Below are 16,853 nucleotides of genomic sequence, written 5' to 3'. Positions count from 1 at the left end.
GAAAACCAGCGGTTCTTCCCCGTCTCAGGATCCTGACTGTTCTTGCGGGAACATTATCCCCAAACCCGTAGCGGTTTGTTCTTACAGGGATTTTGTTAAACCGGCAACAACAGACGTGTACACGCTTGTTCTGTAAATCCATGTAGGTGAGGAACGGCATGAAAAGACAGAAAAGAGACATGTACGCTCGCGCATTCAAGCGGGGATACCAGGCCGGCGTGTCCGGAAAATCCAAGGACAGCTGCCCGCTGGACCAGCCAGAGGCCAGACAGGAATGGCTCAGCGGCTGGCGGGAAGGACGCACCGACAACTGGGAAGGCATGACCGGCGTTTCCGGCATTCACAGGTTGGCCGCCAACGGAACGGCCTGACCTGCCCTGATACCAACCCCGCGTGCTCCGGGCTGAAAGAATGTCTCTAATTGGATGTTTTTTCGAGCAACACCAGAGACAGAACCGCTTTCAGGCGGACACATAACACTGACACTTTGAAGGTCGTCAGCAGGACGACAAAACCCATTGACAATCTGGCTTGAGTATAGGGGTGCACCGGCCCCCCTCCACCAAACGCCGGAACCCAGAATCGGGTCCACTCGACCCGCACCATAAAGACGTCAAGTCGCCACGGGGTTTATTCCCCGCACGGGCCCGCTCAGCGGGCCCTTTCTTTTTCCAGTGCCCGGATCGCTTCCACCGCTTCCCCGACCAATGCCGGCCCCCGATAGATAAAGCCTGTGTAGATCTGAACCAGTTTGGCACCGGCACGGATCTTCTCCGCCGCGCTCTCGCCGTCGCTGATGCCCCCCACGCCTATAATGGGGATATCCTCGCCCAGTTCCCGGTAAAGCCCCTGGATGACCCTGAGCGAGGCCTCCCGCACCGGCTGCCCGCTGAGCCCGCCGGCTTCGTCGGCATGGGGGTGGCCTTTTACCCGGTCCCGGGCAATGGTTGTGTTGGTGGCCACCACGCCGTCGATACCGGCTTCCTTCAAGGCATTCGCCACAAAGACGATTTCCCCGTCATCCATATCCGGCGCAATCTTCACCGCCAGGGGCACGTAGCGGCCACTCCGCTGGTGCTGGGCTGCCTGTTCCTGCTTGATTGAGGCCAGCAGCCGTTTCAGGGAATCACCAAACTGCAGGTCCCGCAGGCCGGGTGTATTGGGAGAGGATACGTTGACAGTAATGTAGTCGGCATAGTCGTACACGGCAGCAATGCCCTTGCGGTAGTCCGACTCCGCCTCCTCCGCCGGCGTCACCTTGTTCTTGCCCACGTTGATGCCCAGCACACCGGTATAACGACGGTTGGCCACTTTACCTACCAGGTGATCCAGTCCCTCATTGTTGAAGCCCATCCGGTTGATGATGGCGCCATGCTCCGGCAGGCGAAACATCCGCGGCGACGGGTTGCCCGGCTGCGGCTGCGGAGTCACCGTGCCCACCTCAATAAAACCGAAACCCAGGGCGCCCAGCCCCTGCAGGTGATCGGCATTCTTGTCGAGGCCCGCGGCAAGGCCCACGGGATTTGGAAAATCCAGCCCCATCACCCGTACCGGGAGATCCCCGGGCGGATGAACGAACGGCTTCAGCAAACCGCTGCCCGCCGCCAGGTCGAGCCCACCCAGGGCCACCCGGTGGGCGGTTTCCGGTGGCAGGGTGAACAACATCCTGCGAAGCAACGTATACATAGGAAACCCCGGAGTCATTGCCGGAAAGAACGCCGGCAAAGGTTAAATCTGAAAGTTTTCTGGTATTATTCCGCGCCGAAAAATCGGGTCTGGGAGTATAACGGAAGTTTTCCACAGTAGCTTCTGTTGCATACCGGTGACTCCTAAATGACTGTATGGTTAAGCTCTTGTGACCTTTTCCACGAAATCTGTGGATAACTCTGTTGAAAATCCCTTTTCAACCGATCAGATCCCTTGCCTCACGCCACTCCCTGCGGATTGATCATTTTTTGATCAGTTATTTTATTCTTTAATTTCATGAAGTTGCAAACGTGTAAGCATAAAAACTCCGGTTAGGCTACCATTTCGTCATTCGCCAGTAATGCACGACTCTTGTGCATAAAGCGAACAGGATTCCGTGATCCGAACCACACCTTCCGTGCCGTTTAACAGGAGTTTACATGTCATCCAGTCATCAGCAGCGCCTGGACGCTGAGTTCCGGGCCGCGTCACGGGTCACCATTATCGGAATGGTCCTGGATGCCCTCCTGGGAGTGCTGAAATGCTTCGGCGGATGGCTGTTCCATTCCCAGGCGTTGTTGGTGGATGGCATCCACTCCTTTACCGACGTTATCTCGGACCTGGTTGTGCTGGCCGTCATGAAGCTCTCCAGACGCGAACCGGACTCCGACCACCCATACGGCCACCAGCGCTTTGAAACCCTCGGCACAATGGTCCTCGGCAGCTTCCTGATTGCCATCGGGGGCGCGCTGGCCTGGGACAATACCTGGCGGATGTTGTCGGGCATGCCGCTGACCGTTCCCGGCTGGCCGGTACTGGCCATCGCCCTGGTCTCCGTGGCCGGCAAGGAATGGATCTTCCGCTACACCCGCCGTGTGGGTGAACACATCCGGTCCGACCTGATCGTGGCCAACGCCTGGCACAGCCGCACCGATGCGTTCTCTTCCATCGTGGTGCTGGTGGGGGCCGCCGGGGCCATGGCGGGATTTCCCTGGCTGGACGCCGTCGCCGCCATTGTGATCGCAGTGATCATCGCTCACGTGGGGTGGCAGCTAGCCTGGAACAGCGTGCGGGAACTGGTGGATACCGGCCTCTCGGACGAGGATACCGACCTCCTGAGGACGGCGGCGGCCGACACTGAGGGCGTGCTCAATGTCCATGACCTCCGCAGCCGGCGGATGGGCAGCGACATACTGGTGGATGTACACCTCGTGGTGAAGCCCGAGATCAGCGTTTCCGAAGGCCATCAGATCGGCATGCAGGTGATCCGACGGATGCGTGACACCCTGCCCCACATCCGCCTGATCAATTTCCACATCGACGCCGAGAACGACCAGCGTGGCACCATTACCACCCAACAGTTGCCCACACGCCGCGAAATCCATGGGGTTTTCCGGGAGGGCCTGCCGGAGCTGGATACCGTCAAACATCACCTGCGCCTTCACTACCTTGGCAACCAGGTGCATGTGGAGCTTTTCACCGACGCCCCCGACGCCCGGTTGCCGTCTCCGGAGCAGATAACGGCGAAACTCGGACACCCGGCCTGGCTGGGCAGCCTCAAGGTCTGGCAGCCAGGCAACGTTTCCTAACGCCGCTTCGCCTCCATCCGGGTCAGGAACTCCTGCATGATCAGGGTATAGAGTTCGCCGCCCAGGAAGCGGTCCTCGACCCCGGAATCGATGCTGGGATTGTCGTTGACTTCAATCACCGCCACGCGGTTGCCGGACTGCTTGATGTCCACACCGTACAACCCGTCGCCGATCAGGCGGGTGGCGCTCAGCGCGGCCTGGATCACGTTGCGGGGAACCTCATAGGTAGGCAGTGTATCGAAGTCTCCGCTGTCCACCTGCTTGGCTTCGCCATGCTGATAGATCTGCCAATGCCCCTTCACCATGTAGTACTTGCAGGCATAGATGGCCCGACCACCCAGTACCCCGATACGCCAGTCGTAGTCGGTGTACAGGTACTCCTGGGCCAGCACCAGCGCGGACTGGCGGAACAGGGTTTTCAGCGCCTCCTTCAGTTCCTTCTCATCCTTCGCCTTGAGCACACCCCGGGAAAAGGCACCATCGGGAATCTTCACCACCACCGGCAAGCCAAGCTGTTCGATGACCTGGGCGGCGGCATCCTTCTGGTCCTTGGACAGGATCAGGGTCTTTGGCGTGGGCACCCGGTTGGTCCGAAGCAGGTCCGCCAGGAACACCTTGTTGGTACAGCGCAGGATGGACACCGGGTCGTCGATCACCACCAGCCCCTCCGCTTCCGCCCTGCGGGCAAAGCGATAGGTATGGTGGTCGATGGCGGTGGTCTCGCGGATAAACAGGCCGTCGTACTCCGGCAGACGCATATAGTCCCGGCGGCCGATGCGCTCCACATTGATCCCCAGCTTGCGGCCGGCCTTCTCAAAGCGTTCCAGGGCCACCTGGTCACTGGGTGGCAGTTCCTCCTCGGGGTTCACCAGCATGGCCAGGTCGAAGCGGTAGCGACGGCGGGTACGGGGCTTGCGCCAGACAATACTGCTGAACCGGTCCAGGGCGGCAGCGAAGGCATCCTGCTGGGCTTCCGTCAAGTCGGCCGGGGCCGCCGGCTTCATGGATTCAATCTGCCAGCCCTTGCCCTTGCGGTGCCGGAACTCCACCGTCAGGATCGGACAGGGCAGACGCTCGAACAGGGCCCGGGCCACGGACTTCAGTTCCGGGACTTCCGCGTGCCCAAAGAACGTCATGACCCGGACACTGCGATTACCCTTGCTGTCACCAGTGGAAGCAGCTCCGTCCAGCCACTGGATCACCGCCGGATCCAGCTCATCCAGTTGCAGGGAGAACAGTCCCTTGCGCCCCAGGTCATTCAGCGTCATCACCGACGGCACCACATGATGCCCCCGGGCCTCCGCCAGCAACGAGCAGTAATAGCCCTGGCTGAGATAGCGGGCACTCTGGCACAGGTTGATCACCCGTACCCGACTGTTGGCCGGAGCAGAGAACTGCAGATACTGATCGAAGGTCAGCAGATCCTCGCTGGGATAATAAGGTGCCCAGTCCCGGGCATGGTCAACCACAAGCAGCAGACGTGACATGAAGGCCCTCCGGCCAGACAGGTTACCCGGCCACAGGATCGCCGGATTCGCGCTACAGTATAGTCAAGGACTCAAGTCGGCAATCACCGGCACGTGCGTGATTTTACGCATGAAGAGGCGCTATCCTCCGGGTTCCCCTTGCCCCATAATCAGCGCGCTTCCACCACCCACCGGCCCGAGCTGTACACAACTATGGCTGATCTGACCTTTCGCAATGCCACGCTGGCCGACACCGATGCCCTGGTACGCCTGGAGAACCGCTGTTTCGAGGAGGATCGCATCTCCCGACGCAGCTTCCGGCGCTTTATCGACATGCCACGGGACCGGGTTATCCTCGCGGAAGCCGAGGGCGAGCTGGTGGGGTACAGCCTGGTATTGATGAAGGCCAATACCCGCCTGGCGCGGATCTATTCCATTGCGGTGGCCCCCGCCATGCGGGGCCGGGGCCTGGGAGAGGCCCTGGTCCGGGAATCGGAACGGCAGGCGGCCGAAGCGGGCCGCATCATCATGCGGCTGGAAGTACGCACCGACAACCACGGCGCCATCGCCCTGTACCGCCACCTGGGTTACCGGCAGTTCGGCACCTTGCGCGACTACTATGAGGACCATGGCGATGCCCTGCGGTTTGAACGGCGTATCCTGTTCTATGAACCCCGGGGCCGGTTCCCCGAGGTGCCCTACTACCCCCAGTCCACCGAGTTCACTTGCGGCCCCGCGTCGCTGATCATGGCTATGGCCGCGGTGCATGACGGACAGCCCCTGACCACGCTGGAGGAACTGAGGATCTGGCGGGAGGCCACCACCATCTTCATGCTCGCCGGCCATGGCGGCTGCGGACCCCATGGTCTGGCCCTGGCCGCCTGGAAGCGGGGCTACGAGGCCTCTGCCTATGTCAGCCAGGAAGGCCCGCTGTTCCGGGAAACCGTGCGCAGCGAGGACAAGAAACAGGTGCTGGAACTGGTGCACGAGGGCTTCCTGCAGGATATCGGGGAGACCGGCATCGAGCTGCACCACGACCCTCTCACCCTGTCGGACATGGAAAGCGCCCTGCTGGCCGGCAAGGTCCCGATGATCCTGATCAGCACCTGGCAGCTCAACCGCAGCCGCGTGCCCCACTGGGTAACCGTGTGCGCCATGGACGACCAGTTCGTCTACCTGCACGATCCGGAGGTGGATGTGGATGACGGTGAGACCATCGCCGACAAGCAGTACCTGCCGGTGGAACGGAAGGTGTTTGACCGCATGGCCCGTTATGGTCGCAACCAGCCCCTCCAGGCGGCGGTGATTGTCGGTCCCCGCCGGTCACGGTAAGCCGCAGGCTCACCGGCCTAACGGTCGGTGAGCTTGATCTCGATACGGCGGTTCCGCCTCAGGGCCTCCTCGGACAGGCCTTCCGCCACCGGGAAGAACTCGCCAAAGCCGGCTGCCGCCATGCGATCCTCCGGAACGCCCTGCTCCGCCAGGTAACGCACCACCGACACGGCCCGGGCCGTGGACAGTTCCCAGTTGGACGGGAAGGCCGGAGTATCGATGGGAATACGATCGGTATGGCCGTCAATGCGCAGGATCCAGTCGATATCGTCCGGAATCTTTTCCACCACGTCCAGCAGCACACTGGCCAGCTTGTCCAGTTCCCGCCGGCCCGATGCGCCAAGGTTGGCGGACCCGGAGGCGAACAGCAGCTCCGACGGTAACAGGAAGCGGTCACCCACCACCCGGATGTTCTCGTTGTCCTGCAGGATCTCCCGCAGGCGACCAAAGAATTCCGACTGGTAACGCTGCAACTGGTTTACCCGCTCCGCCAACAGCGTATTCAGGCGCTGGCTGACATCCTTAAGCTCCGACTCCTTCTCCGCCGTCAGTTCTTCCTGAAGCTCCAGGGCCCTGGTGATGGTGGCCAGTTGCTGCTGCAGGGCCCCGATGCGGTCCGAGAGCTGTTGCAGAAGCGCCCGCTGGGACGCCGACAGGCGCTCCTCCTGGTCGAGGGCCGCCTCCAGGTCATTCTGTCGGCTGATGGCCTGCTCCCGGGTTTCCTCCAGCTCCATTTCCAGTTCATCGCTAAGCGCCAGTGACTCACCAAGCTGCTGCTGGACCCGCTGCATTTCCCGCTCCAGGGCGTCATTGCGCTCCTCCTCCAGGCCCAGCAGACTGGAAATCTCCGCCAGCCGGCTGCTGAGCCGGGCCAGTTCCGAATCCCGGTCCGACAGGGTCTGTGACAGGTAAAGCTGGCTGACCACGTACACCAGCAGCATGAAGATCACCAGCATCAACAGCGCGGACAGGGCGTCCACGAACCCCGGCCAGATGTTGATGGCCGAGCGGGCACGACGGCGGTAACCAATCATGGGGCGCTGCTCCCGGGCGTGATCATGGTGTTACTCCCGGTCGGACAACTGGTCTTTGAGGCGCTCATTCTCCGCCTGCAGGCGCTCAAGCTCCGACCCCTCACCAGTATTCACCGGCGCTCCGCCATCCACGGCGTCCACCAGGTTGGTGACCCCGGTCAGCCATTCCTCAAGGCTGTCGTAGAAACGGTTCTGGGCGTGGCCGGCCTGGATATCCAGGAACCCCAGGATCAGCGAGCCGCCCAGCCCCAGCAGCGAGGAGCTGAACGCCGTGCCCATCCCCTTGAGGGGCTCCAGAAGGCCCGCCTGCAGGTCCCCGAACACCTGTCCGAAATCCTCCTGGCTCATATCCAGCCCGGTGATCACCTGCCCCACCGCGTTGATGGTGCCCAACAGACCCCAGAAGGTACCCAGCAGCCCCAGGAACACCAGCAGGCTGATGAAATAGCGGGTGATTTCCCGCTGCTCGTCCATGCGGCTGTGGATGCCGTCAAGCACCGTGCGCAGGGACATGGTTGAGAGCTTGAACTGGTCCCGCTTGGCATCCTCCCCCAGTTGCCTGGCCAGGGGCTTGAGCAGGCGGGGCTCCTGGAGCACGGACAGCCCGGAATGGCCGGTACGGAACTGGGCCACCCAGCGCATCTCCGGGCGCAGCACCAGCACCTGCCGGTAGGTCAGCACGATGCCCACCAGCAACACCAGGACAATCAGCAGGTTAAAAACCCAGTTGGCCATGAAGGCCGTTTCCAGTGGACGGTAGATCGCGGCACAGACCGCCACCACTACGGCCAGGAACAGGGACATCCAGAAAAGGGTCTGCTTCAGGTTACTCATCCGGTCTTCCGTCTGGCTGATTGAAGGTCAGGGGGCTGTCGAGGTTGCTCCTTAAGACTGGCAAGTCACTGACGGTAATGCAAGATTACCAACAGCCCATCATCCCAGGCGAACCGCGGCTTCCTTGAGTTCGGCGATCTCGTCACGGATCCGGGCTGCTTTCTCGAAGTCCAGGTCCGAGGCCGCCTTGTACATGTCGTCCTCCAGACGGGTAATATCCTTGAGCAGTTCCTCCGGCGACTTGCCCTTCGCCTTGACCTGGTAGTGTTCCGCCTCCTCGGCGGCCTTCTGGCCCGGTCGCTCGGCACGGCGACGGCCCCGGCCACCGCCGTGGGCCCCCTCCATAATGTCGGCAATCTTCTTGTTCAGCCCCTGGGGCGTAATACCATGCTCCTCGTTATGGGCCTGCTGCTTGGCCCGCCGGCGTGCGGTCTCATCAATGGCCCGCTGCATGGAGCCGGTGATGACATCGCCGTAGAGGATGGATTTGCCCCGCACGTTCCGGGCCGCCCGGCCAATGGTCTGGATCAGCGAGCGCTCCGAGCGCAGGAAACCCTCCTTGTCCGCATCCAGGATGGCCACCAGGGACACTTCCGGCATGTCCAGCCCTTCCCGCAGCAGGTTGATGCCCACCAGAACGTCGAACTCGCCCCGGCGCAGGTCGCGGATGATCTCCACCCGCTCCACCGTGTCGATGTCCGAGTGCAGGTAGCGAACCCGTACATCGTGCTCCATCAGGAAGTCGGTCAAGTCCTCCGCCATGCGCTTGGTCAGTGTGGTCACCAGCACCCGCTCCTCGGCCGCTACCCGCTCGCGGATCTCGCCCAGCAGGTCGTCCACCTGGGTGGAAGCGGGGCGCACTTCAATTTCCGGGTCCAGCAGGCCGGTGGGCCGCACCACCTGCTCGACCACCTGGCCGGCATGCTCCTCTTCGTACTTCGCGGGGGTCGCGGACACGAAGATCATCTGGGGCGCAATCCGCTCCCATTCATCGAATCGCATGGGCCGGTTGTCCAGGGCCGACGGCAGCCGGAAGCCGTATTCCACCAGGGTTTCCTTGCGGGACCGGTCCCCCTTGTACATGGCGCCGATCTGGGGAATGGTGACATGGGACTCGTCCACCACCAGCAGGGCATTGGGCGGTATGTAGTCAAACAGTGTCGGTGGTGCTTCACCCGGTGCCCGACCCGACAGATAGCGGCTGTAGTTCTCGATGCCGTTGCAGTAGCCCAGTTCCAGCATCATCTCGATGTCATAGCGGGTACGCTCCTCCAGCCGCTGGGCCTCCACCAGGCGGTTGTTGTCCCGGAGCTGTTTCAGGCGCTCGTCCAGTTCCACCTTGATCCGTTCGATGGCGCCAAGCACCGTTTCCCGGGGGGTGACATAGTGGGTCTTGGGATAGATGGTGACCCGGGGCACCCGCCGCAGCACCTCCCCGGTCAGGGGATCGAAGTAGCTCAGGTTCTCCACCTCGTCGTCGAACAGCTCGATACGGATCGCTTCTTTTTCGGATTCCGCCGGGAACACGTCAATAACGTCTCCCCTCACCCGGTAATTGGCGCGGTGGAACTCCACGTCGTTGCGGGTGTACTGCAACTCCGCCAGGCGCCGCAGGATAGTGCGCTGATCAATCTCGTCGCCCCGGTCCAGGTGCAGCATCATCTTGAGGTAGGACTGGGGATCCCCCAGGCCGTAGATGGACGACACGGTGGCCACGATAATGGCGTCGTCCCGCTCCAGCAGGGCCTTGGTGGCGGACAGGCGCATCTGCTCGATATGCTCGTTGACCGAGGCGTCCTTCTCGATAAACGTGTCCGAAGCCGGTACATAGGCCTCCGGCTGGTAATAGTCGTAGTAGGACACGAAGTATTCCACCGAGTTGTCCGGAAAGAACTCCCGGAACTCACCGTACAACTGGGCCGCCAGGGTCTTGTTGTGGGCCATGACAATGGTGGGCCGCTGGATGCGTTCCACCACATTGGCGATGGTGAATGTCTTGCCGGAACCCGTTACCCCCAGCAGCGTCTGGTGCGCCAGCCCGGACTCAATACCGTCCACCAGACCGTCGATGGCCCTAGGCTGGTCACCGGCCGGCTGATAGGGAGAATCCACTCTGAACCTGGACAAGGAATTACCTCCACCCTCGCGGGAAACTTATCGTTGCAAAGCTCCCATGGTAACATCCATGGGTTAAACAGCCTGTGTAAACGACCCGGTGTCACTTTACCCGGGCTGCAGCCCTCTCAGACGCATCTTTAAGGAGCGCAAGTTTGGACCTTCAACTTTCCACCCGTGTACAGGCCATCAAGCCATCCCCCACCCTTGCCGTCACCAACAAGGCCGCTGAGCTCAAAGCCGCCGGCCAGGACATTATCGGCCTGGGCGCCGGGGAACCGGATTTCGATACCCCTGACCACATCAAGGAAGCGGCGATCGAAGCAATCCGCAATGGTCAGACCAAATACACCGCCGTGGATGGTACTCCCGCGCTGAAGAAAGCGATCATCGCGAAGTTCAAGCGGGACAATGGTCTGGACTACGAGCCCAACCAGATACTGGTATCCAGTGGTGGCAAGCAGAGCTTTTTCAACCTGGCCCTGGCCACCCTGAACCCGGGAGATGAGGCCATTATTCCCGCCCCCTACTGGGTCTCCTACCCGGATATGGTGCTGGTGGCGGAAGGCAAGCCGGTGATCATCGAGACCAGTGCCGAGACCCGCTTCAAGATTACTCCGAAGCAGCTGGAGGACGCCATTACCGAGCGTACCCGGCTGTTCGTGATCAACAGTCCGTCCAACCCCAGCGGCATGGCCTATTCCCTTGAGGAGTTGCAGGCCATCGGCGAGGTGCTGAAGAAGCATCCGAACATCATGATCGCCACCGACGACATGTACGAGCCGATTCTGTGGACAGGTAGCGAGTTCTGCAACATCCTGAATGCGACTCCGGAACTCTACGACCGTACCTTCGTACTGAACGGCGTGTCCAAGGCCTATTCCATGACCGGCTGGCGTATCGGCTATGCCGCAGGCCCGGCCAGGATCATCGGGGCGATGAAGAAGATCCAGTCCCAGAGCACCTCCAACCCGGCGTCGATCTCCCAGGCGGCGGCACAGGCAGCGCTTGAGGGCGACCAGGCCTGCGTGGGCGAGATGGTCAAGGCGTTCAGGGAGCGTCACGATTATCTGGTGAAGGCGCTGAACGAGATTCCGGGCGTGGAATGCCTGGAGGGCGACGGTACGTTCTATGTGTTCCCGAGCTTTCAGGGGGCCATCGACAAGACCGAGAATGTCTCCAACGATGTGGAGATGGCCGAGGTGTTGCTGAAGGGTGCCGGCGTGGCCCTGGTGCCGGGTTCGGCCTTCGGTGCTCCCGGGCATATGCGGCTGAGCTTTGCCACCAGTATGGATGTCCTCAAGGAGGCGGTTGCTCGCCTGAAGAAGGCGCTCTCCTGAGCCGGTACAACCAAGCTGGACGGTGTCTCCGGAGGGGTTTCTCGGGGGTCACCAAAAAGTCCACTGAAAGGGTTGACGGGGTGGTAACGGCTCTTTAATATACGCGCCTCGTCGACACCGACTGTTCCCCGATAGCTCAGTTGGTAGAGCAACGGACTGTTAATCCGTTTGTCGCTGGTTCGAGCCCAGCTCGGGGAGCCACTATTCCGAAAAGCCGCCTCTGATGTTTCAGACGCGGTTTTTTTCGTTTTTGCCTTTCTTTTTTGGAACCTGGCCTTGCAGCCTTCAGGCTCGGTGCCAGGAGTGCCAGGTCGAGAACGTTTTTCGGGACACGCCGTGAATACATCCCTGTAGGCTCTTCAAAAACGTCCATGTTTTTGAAGGTCCCGAAAATGTCCCTCTCCAACTTTCCGAATATCGCCTTGGCGGGAACAGTCCCGCAGCTTTTGCATCAATATCTGCGTGTGGCGCTGTGTATAGATCAAAGCGCCCAAAGCGATATCACCCAAAGATAGAAAGGGGCCGGTTGAGAGCTTTTTCTGGGGGTGTCGAAAACCAGGGACGGTTTTCGTCAAGCCCTGCATGGACGTACTTGCCGGGCGTCCCCCAGAAAAGGATATCGACCTGACCCTCAGGCACGTACTAGAAGGCTACAAAAGAAGGAACGACCTGGCACCAAACCAGAAGGCTACAAGGCCAATCTCCCACAGGTCAGGAAATCTCAGAAACGATAGCCTTCAAAGAGGCCAAAGGGTCAGAAGCCTGGGTAATGGGCCGACCAACCACCAGATAGTCACTGCCGGCAGCCATAGCCGCAGAAGGCGTCATAACGCGCTGCTGATCCCCGTGATCGGCACTGGCAGGCCGAATACCCGGAGTAACCAGCTTGAACCCGGCGCCCTGCTCCCGCTTCAGGACCGGCGCCTCCTGGGCCGAACACACCACCCCATCCAGACCACAGTTACGGGTCAACGTTGCCAGCCTGTTTACCTGATCCGCCGGCGAGTCGGTAATACCGATACCCGCCAGATCGTCCGGCCCCATGCTGGTCAACACCGTGACCGCAATCAGCAGCGGACGATCGGCACCGAAGGACTCCAGACGTTCCCGACAGGCCACCATCATCTTTTCACCGCCGGAGGCATGGACATTCACCATCCACACGCCAAGCTCCGCCGCCGCAGCAACCGCCGCCGAGGTGGTATTGGGAATATCGTGGAATTTCAGGTCCAGGAACACCTCAAAGCCCCGGTCGTGCAGCTTGCGCACCAGATCCGGACCACAGCGGGTAAACAGTTCCTTTCCCACCTTCAGACGGCACAGGGCCGGATCCAGGGTATCCACCAGCGCCAGGGCCGGCGCTTCGGAAGGAAAATCGAGGGCAACAACAATACGGGGGCCGAGGGCATCGGTCATGGGCAGGCTCCTGTGTCCGAACGGTGGGAAGCTCCGGTGGGGCCGGAACGGTTCGGGCAGGGATTATGGCAGAAAACGCCTTACTCTGCCTCCACTCCCTGGATCGGGCGTACCGTCTCCCACTCCTTGCAGCTCGGGCAGAGCCAGTGGAGCTGCTGGCCGGAAAAACCACAGTTGACGCAACGGTAGACGGGGCGGTTGGTCAGGATCAACTGGCCGATACGGCTGACCAGCCGACCTTCCCCGGTGGCCAGGCCCCGTTCGTAGCCCGCAAGCTCCACCAGCCTGAGGAGGCCACGCACACTGGGCCGGGACTCCAGCTCGCTGCGCAGCAGGTCGATGGCGGCCTGACGGCCTGAAGAACGCTCCACTGCTTCCGCCAGCGCCAGCAACAGACTGGTGCCGTGGTGCTGTTCGTAAAGCTTGCGCAGACGCTTGACGTTGCCCCCCACGTTGCCATGGGAGCGCTCCAGCTTCATGAAACGGTCGATGGCTTCCGGACCGAACTCCGGATTCTGCTCGAAAACCTTCAGGCAGGCATTGGCCGCTTCCCGGTAGTTACCCTGGCGCCCCTGGAGGGTGGAGAGGATAAAGCTGGCGCGGACGCAGTCAGGGTCGATGGACAGCGCTTCCCGTGCCAGCTTCTGGGCGCTCCAGCGGTCGTCCTTGTGAAGGCTCTCATCCGCCAGTTCACAGGTGATATAGGCAAGCTGTCGTGCCAGCTTCGGGTTCAAGGCACCCTTCATCAGGGTGCGGGCCACCTGAGCTGCCTTGCCCCACTCACGCTCCTGCTGGTAAAGCTCGATAAGCTGGCCGGCGGCACGTTCGCCATAGCCCCGGTCATCCATCAACTGGTGGAACAGCGCCTCGGCCCGGTCCAGCAGGCCGGCGGCCAGATAGTCCCGGGCCAGCTCGAAGGTGACCTGGGGAGAAAAATGGGCGGGTAGCTCCGGGCGGGCCAGCAGATTCTGATGGATCAGGATGGCCCGGTCGGTTTCACCCTTGTTTCGGAAATGGGCGCCGATGGACAGGTGCAGGCCAACGGTATCCTTGTTGACCGCCAGGGACTGGACGAAGTTCTCAACGGCCTGGTCGGAGTAGTTGGTGAACAGGAACTGCAAACGCTCTCGGACGGACGACTCATCCGAGATATTCTTGGCCGCCCTATGGTCGGAACGGAAGTATCGTCCGATAAACCAGCCTGCAGCGACGGCAGCCGTCAGCAGCAGCCACTGAAAAAACATATCCATTTAGAGCGCCCGATCGTCAGGGGTTCTGTTTTGTTCCAGGGCTCGCTCCGCCTTGTCCAGACGCTTACGTAGCTGACGTCGGGAGACCGATACACGAACAGTCGCCAAAAGAGTTAATACCACACCAAGAAGAATACCGAAAGTGAACCCCAGGATGACCCAGACCGCAACACCATGGGGCCGGGTTTCAAAAAACAGGAAGTTGAGGGAGACCGCCATCTGGTTGTTCATGGAAAACACCAGCACCGCAATGGCGACCAGTATCACGACCAGAAGGAGAATTATCTTCTGAAACCCTGCCATAGCACCCCTGCTCCAGGAATTGGGAATTCACGATGAACCACGCCAATTGTACCCGAATTCAGGGTTCGGGTGGCTAACGCCAGAATGCGGAGACCGGTTCAGTAGCCCTTCTTCATACTGTCGTTGACCTGCTCACGCAGTTCCTTGCCCGGCTTGAAATGCGGAACGTATTTCGCCGGCAACTGTACCGCTTCTCCGGTTTTCGGATTGCGACCGGTCCTGGCCGCCCGATAATGGAGGGAGAAACTGCCGAATCCACGGATTTCTATCCGCTGCCCATCCGCCAGTGACTGAGACATGTGCTCGATAACCGTTTTAACAGCCAGTTCCACATCCTTCACAGACAGCTGAGTCTGTTTCGAGGCAATCAGTTCGACCAGTTCAGACTTTGTCATGAGGCCCATCCCTTTTCATTTTTATTACGAAGCCTCTGGAGTTCCACGTGGTAGCAACCCGCACCGCTGCGATCCATACCTCGCACACCCCTAGAGTCAGCTTCTCAAGTCTCAACCCATTCCCGACCAGCCAGATTCCAGCTAACCCAACCAATGACTTAGGTAACAGGCAAAGACACTGCTAGTTTAGCTAATGCTGAAAAAAAGACAAAAAAAACGGGCTCTTAGAGCCCGTTTTTTTGCCTTCAAGAGGATCGAATCACTCTTTATTGGCGTTTTGCTGCTGCATCTGCTCCTTGATAAGATCACCGATGGTGGTCGCACCAGAAGTTTCAGCGGCCTTGGCGCGTACGCCTTCAAGGGCCTGCTTGTCGTCTTCAACGTCCTTGGACTTCACGGACAGGTTGATGACGCGGTTCTTGCGATCGATGCTGATGATCTTCGCTTCAACCTCTTCGCCTTCCTTCAGCGCGTTGCGGGCGTCTTCCACCTTGTCGCGACTGATTTCGGAGGCCTTCAGTACCGCTTCAACCTCGTCGTTCAGGGCGATGGTGGCTGCCTTGGCATCAACCGCGGAAACGGTGCCACGCACGATGGAGCCCTTGTCGTTCAACTGTACGAACTCGGCAAACGGATCGCTTTCAAGCTGCTTGATACCCAGGGAGATACGCTCACGCTCGGGATCAACAGACAGGATAACGGTCTCAACCTCGTCACCCTTCTTGTACTCGCGAACGGCTTCTTCGCCAGTCTCGTTCCAACTGATGTCGGACAGGTGAACCAGGCCGTCGATGCCGCCGTCCAGGCCGATAAAGATACCGAAGTCCGTGATGGACTTGATCTTGCCGGACACCTTGTCACCCTTGTTGTAGTTCGCGGAGAACTCTTCCCAGGGGTTCGGCACGCACTGCTTGATGCCCAGGGAGATACGACGACGCTCTTCGTCGATGTCCAGGATCATGACTTCCACTTCGTCACCGACCTGAACCACCTTGGACGGATGGATGTTCTTGTTGGTCCAGTCCATTTCGGACACGTGTACCAGACCTTCAACACCCTCTTCCAGCTCGGCGAAGCAGCCATAGTCGGTCAGGTTGGTCACCCGGGCGGTAACCTTGCTGCCTTCCGGATAGCGACCCTTGATATCCACCCAGGGATCTTCGCCCAGTTGCTTCAGACCCAGGGAAACCCGGTTGCGCTCACGGTCGAATTTCAGGACCTTGATGGTGATCTCGTCACCCACGTTCACGATCTCGCTCGGATGCTTGATGCGCTTCCAGGCCATGTCGGTGATGTGCAGCAGGCCGTCAACGCCACCCAGGTCAACGAACGCGCCGTAATCGGTCAGGTTCTTGACGATACCCTGCAGGGTCATGCCCTCGGTCAGGGTTTCCAGCAGGGCTTCACGCTCGGCACTGTTTTCAGCTTCCAGAACGGCGCGGCGGGACACCACCACGTTGTTACGCTTCTGGTCCAGCTTGATAACCTTGAATTCCAGTTCCTTGTTCTCCAGGTGCGCGGTGTCGCGGACCGGACGAACGTCTACCAGGGAGCCCGGCAGGAAGGCACGGATGCCGGACAGGTCGACGGTGAAACCGCCCTTGACCTTGCCATTGATCATGCCCTTGACAACTTCTTCCGCCTCGAAGGACTTTTCCAGTACTTTCCAGGCTTCGGCACGCTTGGCCTTTTCGCGGGACAGACGGGTTTCACCGAAACCGTCTTCAACCGCATCGAGAGCTACATCGACAACGTCGCCGACAGCAATTTCCAACTCGCCTTTTTCATTCAGGAACTGGGAGGCGGGGATAACGCCTTCGGACTTCAGTCCGGCGTTAACGGTGACCCAGTCGTTGTCGATATCCACCACGGTTCCCTGGACGATGGAACCCGGTTGCATGTCAATTTCTTTCAGGCTTTCTTCGAAAAGATCAGCAAAGCTCTCGCTCATTATGTGTCCTATGTGATCAACGCAAGTTTCTTCCGCGCCGCCAGCAGCACGGTCTGTTAGCAATATCCGGCAGTGGCAAGGGGCTGGCATTCACACCGCCACCGGATCCTTTACCCGCCATTTCCGCTGTAAAACTGCTCAA

14 protein-coding genes and 1 tRNA gene are annotated in these 16,853 nt (G+C 60.2%); 5 read left to right on the top strand and 10 right to left on the bottom strand.

Annotation, left to right across the window (positions count from 1 at the left end):
- The first annotated feature begins 158 nt into the window (after positions 1-158).
- Entirely contained in the window at positions 159-371 is a 213-nt protein-coding gene (rmf, locus tag ACJO2E_RS14150) for a ribosome modulation factor (RefSeq protein WP_328188620.1), read from the top strand.
- A gap of 280 nt (positions 372-651) precedes the next feature.
- Here the strand turns inward: rmf and ACJO2E_RS14145 are convergent, their stop codons facing one another.
- Positions 652-1,686, bottom strand: coding sequence for a quinone-dependent dihydroorotate dehydrogenase (locus tag ACJO2E_RS14145; protein WP_406964658.1), 1,035 nt, complete (start codon positions 1,684-1,686; stop codon positions 652-654).
- Between the two features lie 440 nt (positions 1,687-2,126).
- On the opposite strand from ACJO2E_RS14145, the gene ACJO2E_RS14140 reads away from it, so the two are divergent.
- On the top strand, positions 2,127-3,275 hold the full coding sequence (locus tag ACJO2E_RS14140; RefSeq protein WP_406964657.1) for a cation diffusion facilitator family transporter: 1,149 nt from the start codon (positions 2,127-2,129) through the stop codon (positions 3,273-3,275).
- Here ACJO2E_RS14140 and ACJO2E_RS14135 read toward each other — a convergent pair.
- Entirely contained in the window at positions 3,272-4,762 is a 1,491-nt protein-coding gene (locus ACJO2E_RS14135; protein ID WP_406964656.1) for a RimK family ATP-grasp domain-containing protein, read from the bottom strand. The two genes, ACJO2E_RS14140 and ACJO2E_RS14135, sit on opposite strands and share 4 nt — an antisense overlap.
- Before the next feature lie 192 nt (positions 4,763-4,954).
- On the opposite strand from ACJO2E_RS14135, the gene ACJO2E_RS14130 reads away from it, so the two are divergent.
- A complete protein-coding gene (locus tag ACJO2E_RS14130) occupies positions 4,955-6,073 on the top strand; it encodes a peptidase C39 family protein (RefSeq protein WP_406964655.1) in 1,119 nt (372 codons plus the stop codon).
- A gap of 17 nt (positions 6,074-6,090) precedes the next feature.
- Here the strand turns inward: ACJO2E_RS14130 and ACJO2E_RS14125 are convergent, their stop codons facing one another.
- From ACJO2E_RS14125 to uvrB, 3 genes are all read right to left on the bottom strand, one after another.
- Positions 6,091-7,107, bottom strand: a complete 1,017-nt coding sequence (locus tag ACJO2E_RS14125) for a peptidoglycan -binding protein (protein ID WP_406964653.1) — start codon at positions 7,105-7,107, stop codon at positions 6,091-6,093.
- A 30-nt stretch (positions 7,108-7,137) separates the two neighbouring features.
- A complete protein-coding gene (locus tag ACJO2E_RS14120; protein WP_406964651.1) occupies positions 7,138-7,941 on the bottom strand; it encodes a flagellar motor protein MotA in 804 nt (267 codons plus the stop codon).
- Between the two features lie 99 nt (positions 7,942-8,040).
- Positions 8,041-10,068, bottom strand: coding sequence for an excinuclease ABC subunit UvrB (gene uvrB / locus ACJO2E_RS14115; protein WP_406964650.1), 2,028 nt, complete (start codon positions 10,066-10,068; stop codon positions 8,041-8,043).
- 143 nt (positions 10,069-10,211) lie between these two features.
- Between uvrB and ACJO2E_RS14110 the strand changes: the two genes are divergently transcribed.
- Both ACJO2E_RS14110 and ACJO2E_RS14105 read left to right on the top strand, forming a co-directional pair.
- Positions 10,212-11,396: a pyridoxal phosphate-dependent aminotransferase gene (locus ACJO2E_RS14110; RefSeq protein WP_406964649.1), complete on the top strand. Its 1,185-nt coding sequence runs from the start codon at positions 10,212-10,214 to the stop codon at positions 11,394-11,396.
- Positions 11,397-11,521: 125 nt separating this feature from the next.
- A tRNA-Asn gene (locus ACJO2E_RS14105) sits at positions 11,522-11,597 on the top strand.
- Between the two features lie 510 nt (positions 11,598-12,107).
- Here ACJO2E_RS14105 and pyrF read toward each other — a convergent pair.
- The 5 genes from pyrF to rpsA form a co-directional block, all read right to left on the bottom strand.
- Complete coding sequence (pyrF, locus tag ACJO2E_RS14100; protein WP_406964648.1) at positions 12,108-12,812, bottom strand: orotidine-5'-phosphate decarboxylase; 705 nt, start codon at positions 12,810-12,812, stop codon at positions 12,108-12,110.
- Between the two features lie 80 nt (positions 12,813-12,892).
- Positions 12,893-14,062, bottom strand: coding sequence for a lipopolysaccharide assembly protein LapB (lapB, locus tag ACJO2E_RS14095; protein WP_406964646.1), 1,170 nt, complete (start codon positions 14,060-14,062; stop codon positions 12,893-12,895).
- Positions 14,063-14,365: a LapA family protein gene (locus ACJO2E_RS14090; protein ID WP_406964645.1), complete on the bottom strand. Its 303-nt coding sequence runs from the start codon at positions 14,363-14,365 to the stop codon at positions 14,063-14,065.
- Positions 14,366-14,463: 98 nt separating this feature from the next.
- A complete protein-coding gene (locus tag ACJO2E_RS14085) occupies positions 14,464-14,760 on the bottom strand; it encodes an integration host factor subunit beta (RefSeq protein WP_248231122.1) in 297 nt (98 codons plus the stop codon).
- 259 nt (positions 14,761-15,019) lie between these two features.
- Positions 15,020-16,711, bottom strand: a complete 1,692-nt coding sequence (gene rpsA / locus ACJO2E_RS14080; protein WP_406964644.1) for a 30S ribosomal protein S1 — start codon at positions 16,709-16,711, stop codon at positions 15,020-15,022.
- Positions 16,712-16,853: the final 142 nt, after the last annotated feature.

Origin of the sequence: Marinobacter shunpengi, assembly GCF_045449695.1 — a bacterium.
In the GTDB taxonomy this organism is placed as follows: domain Bacteria; phylum Pseudomonadota; class Gammaproteobacteria; order Pseudomonadales; family Oleiphilaceae; genus Marinobacter.
Note: the sequence above shows the minus strand (reverse complement) of the source record. Positions and strands in the feature narration are given on the sequence as shown.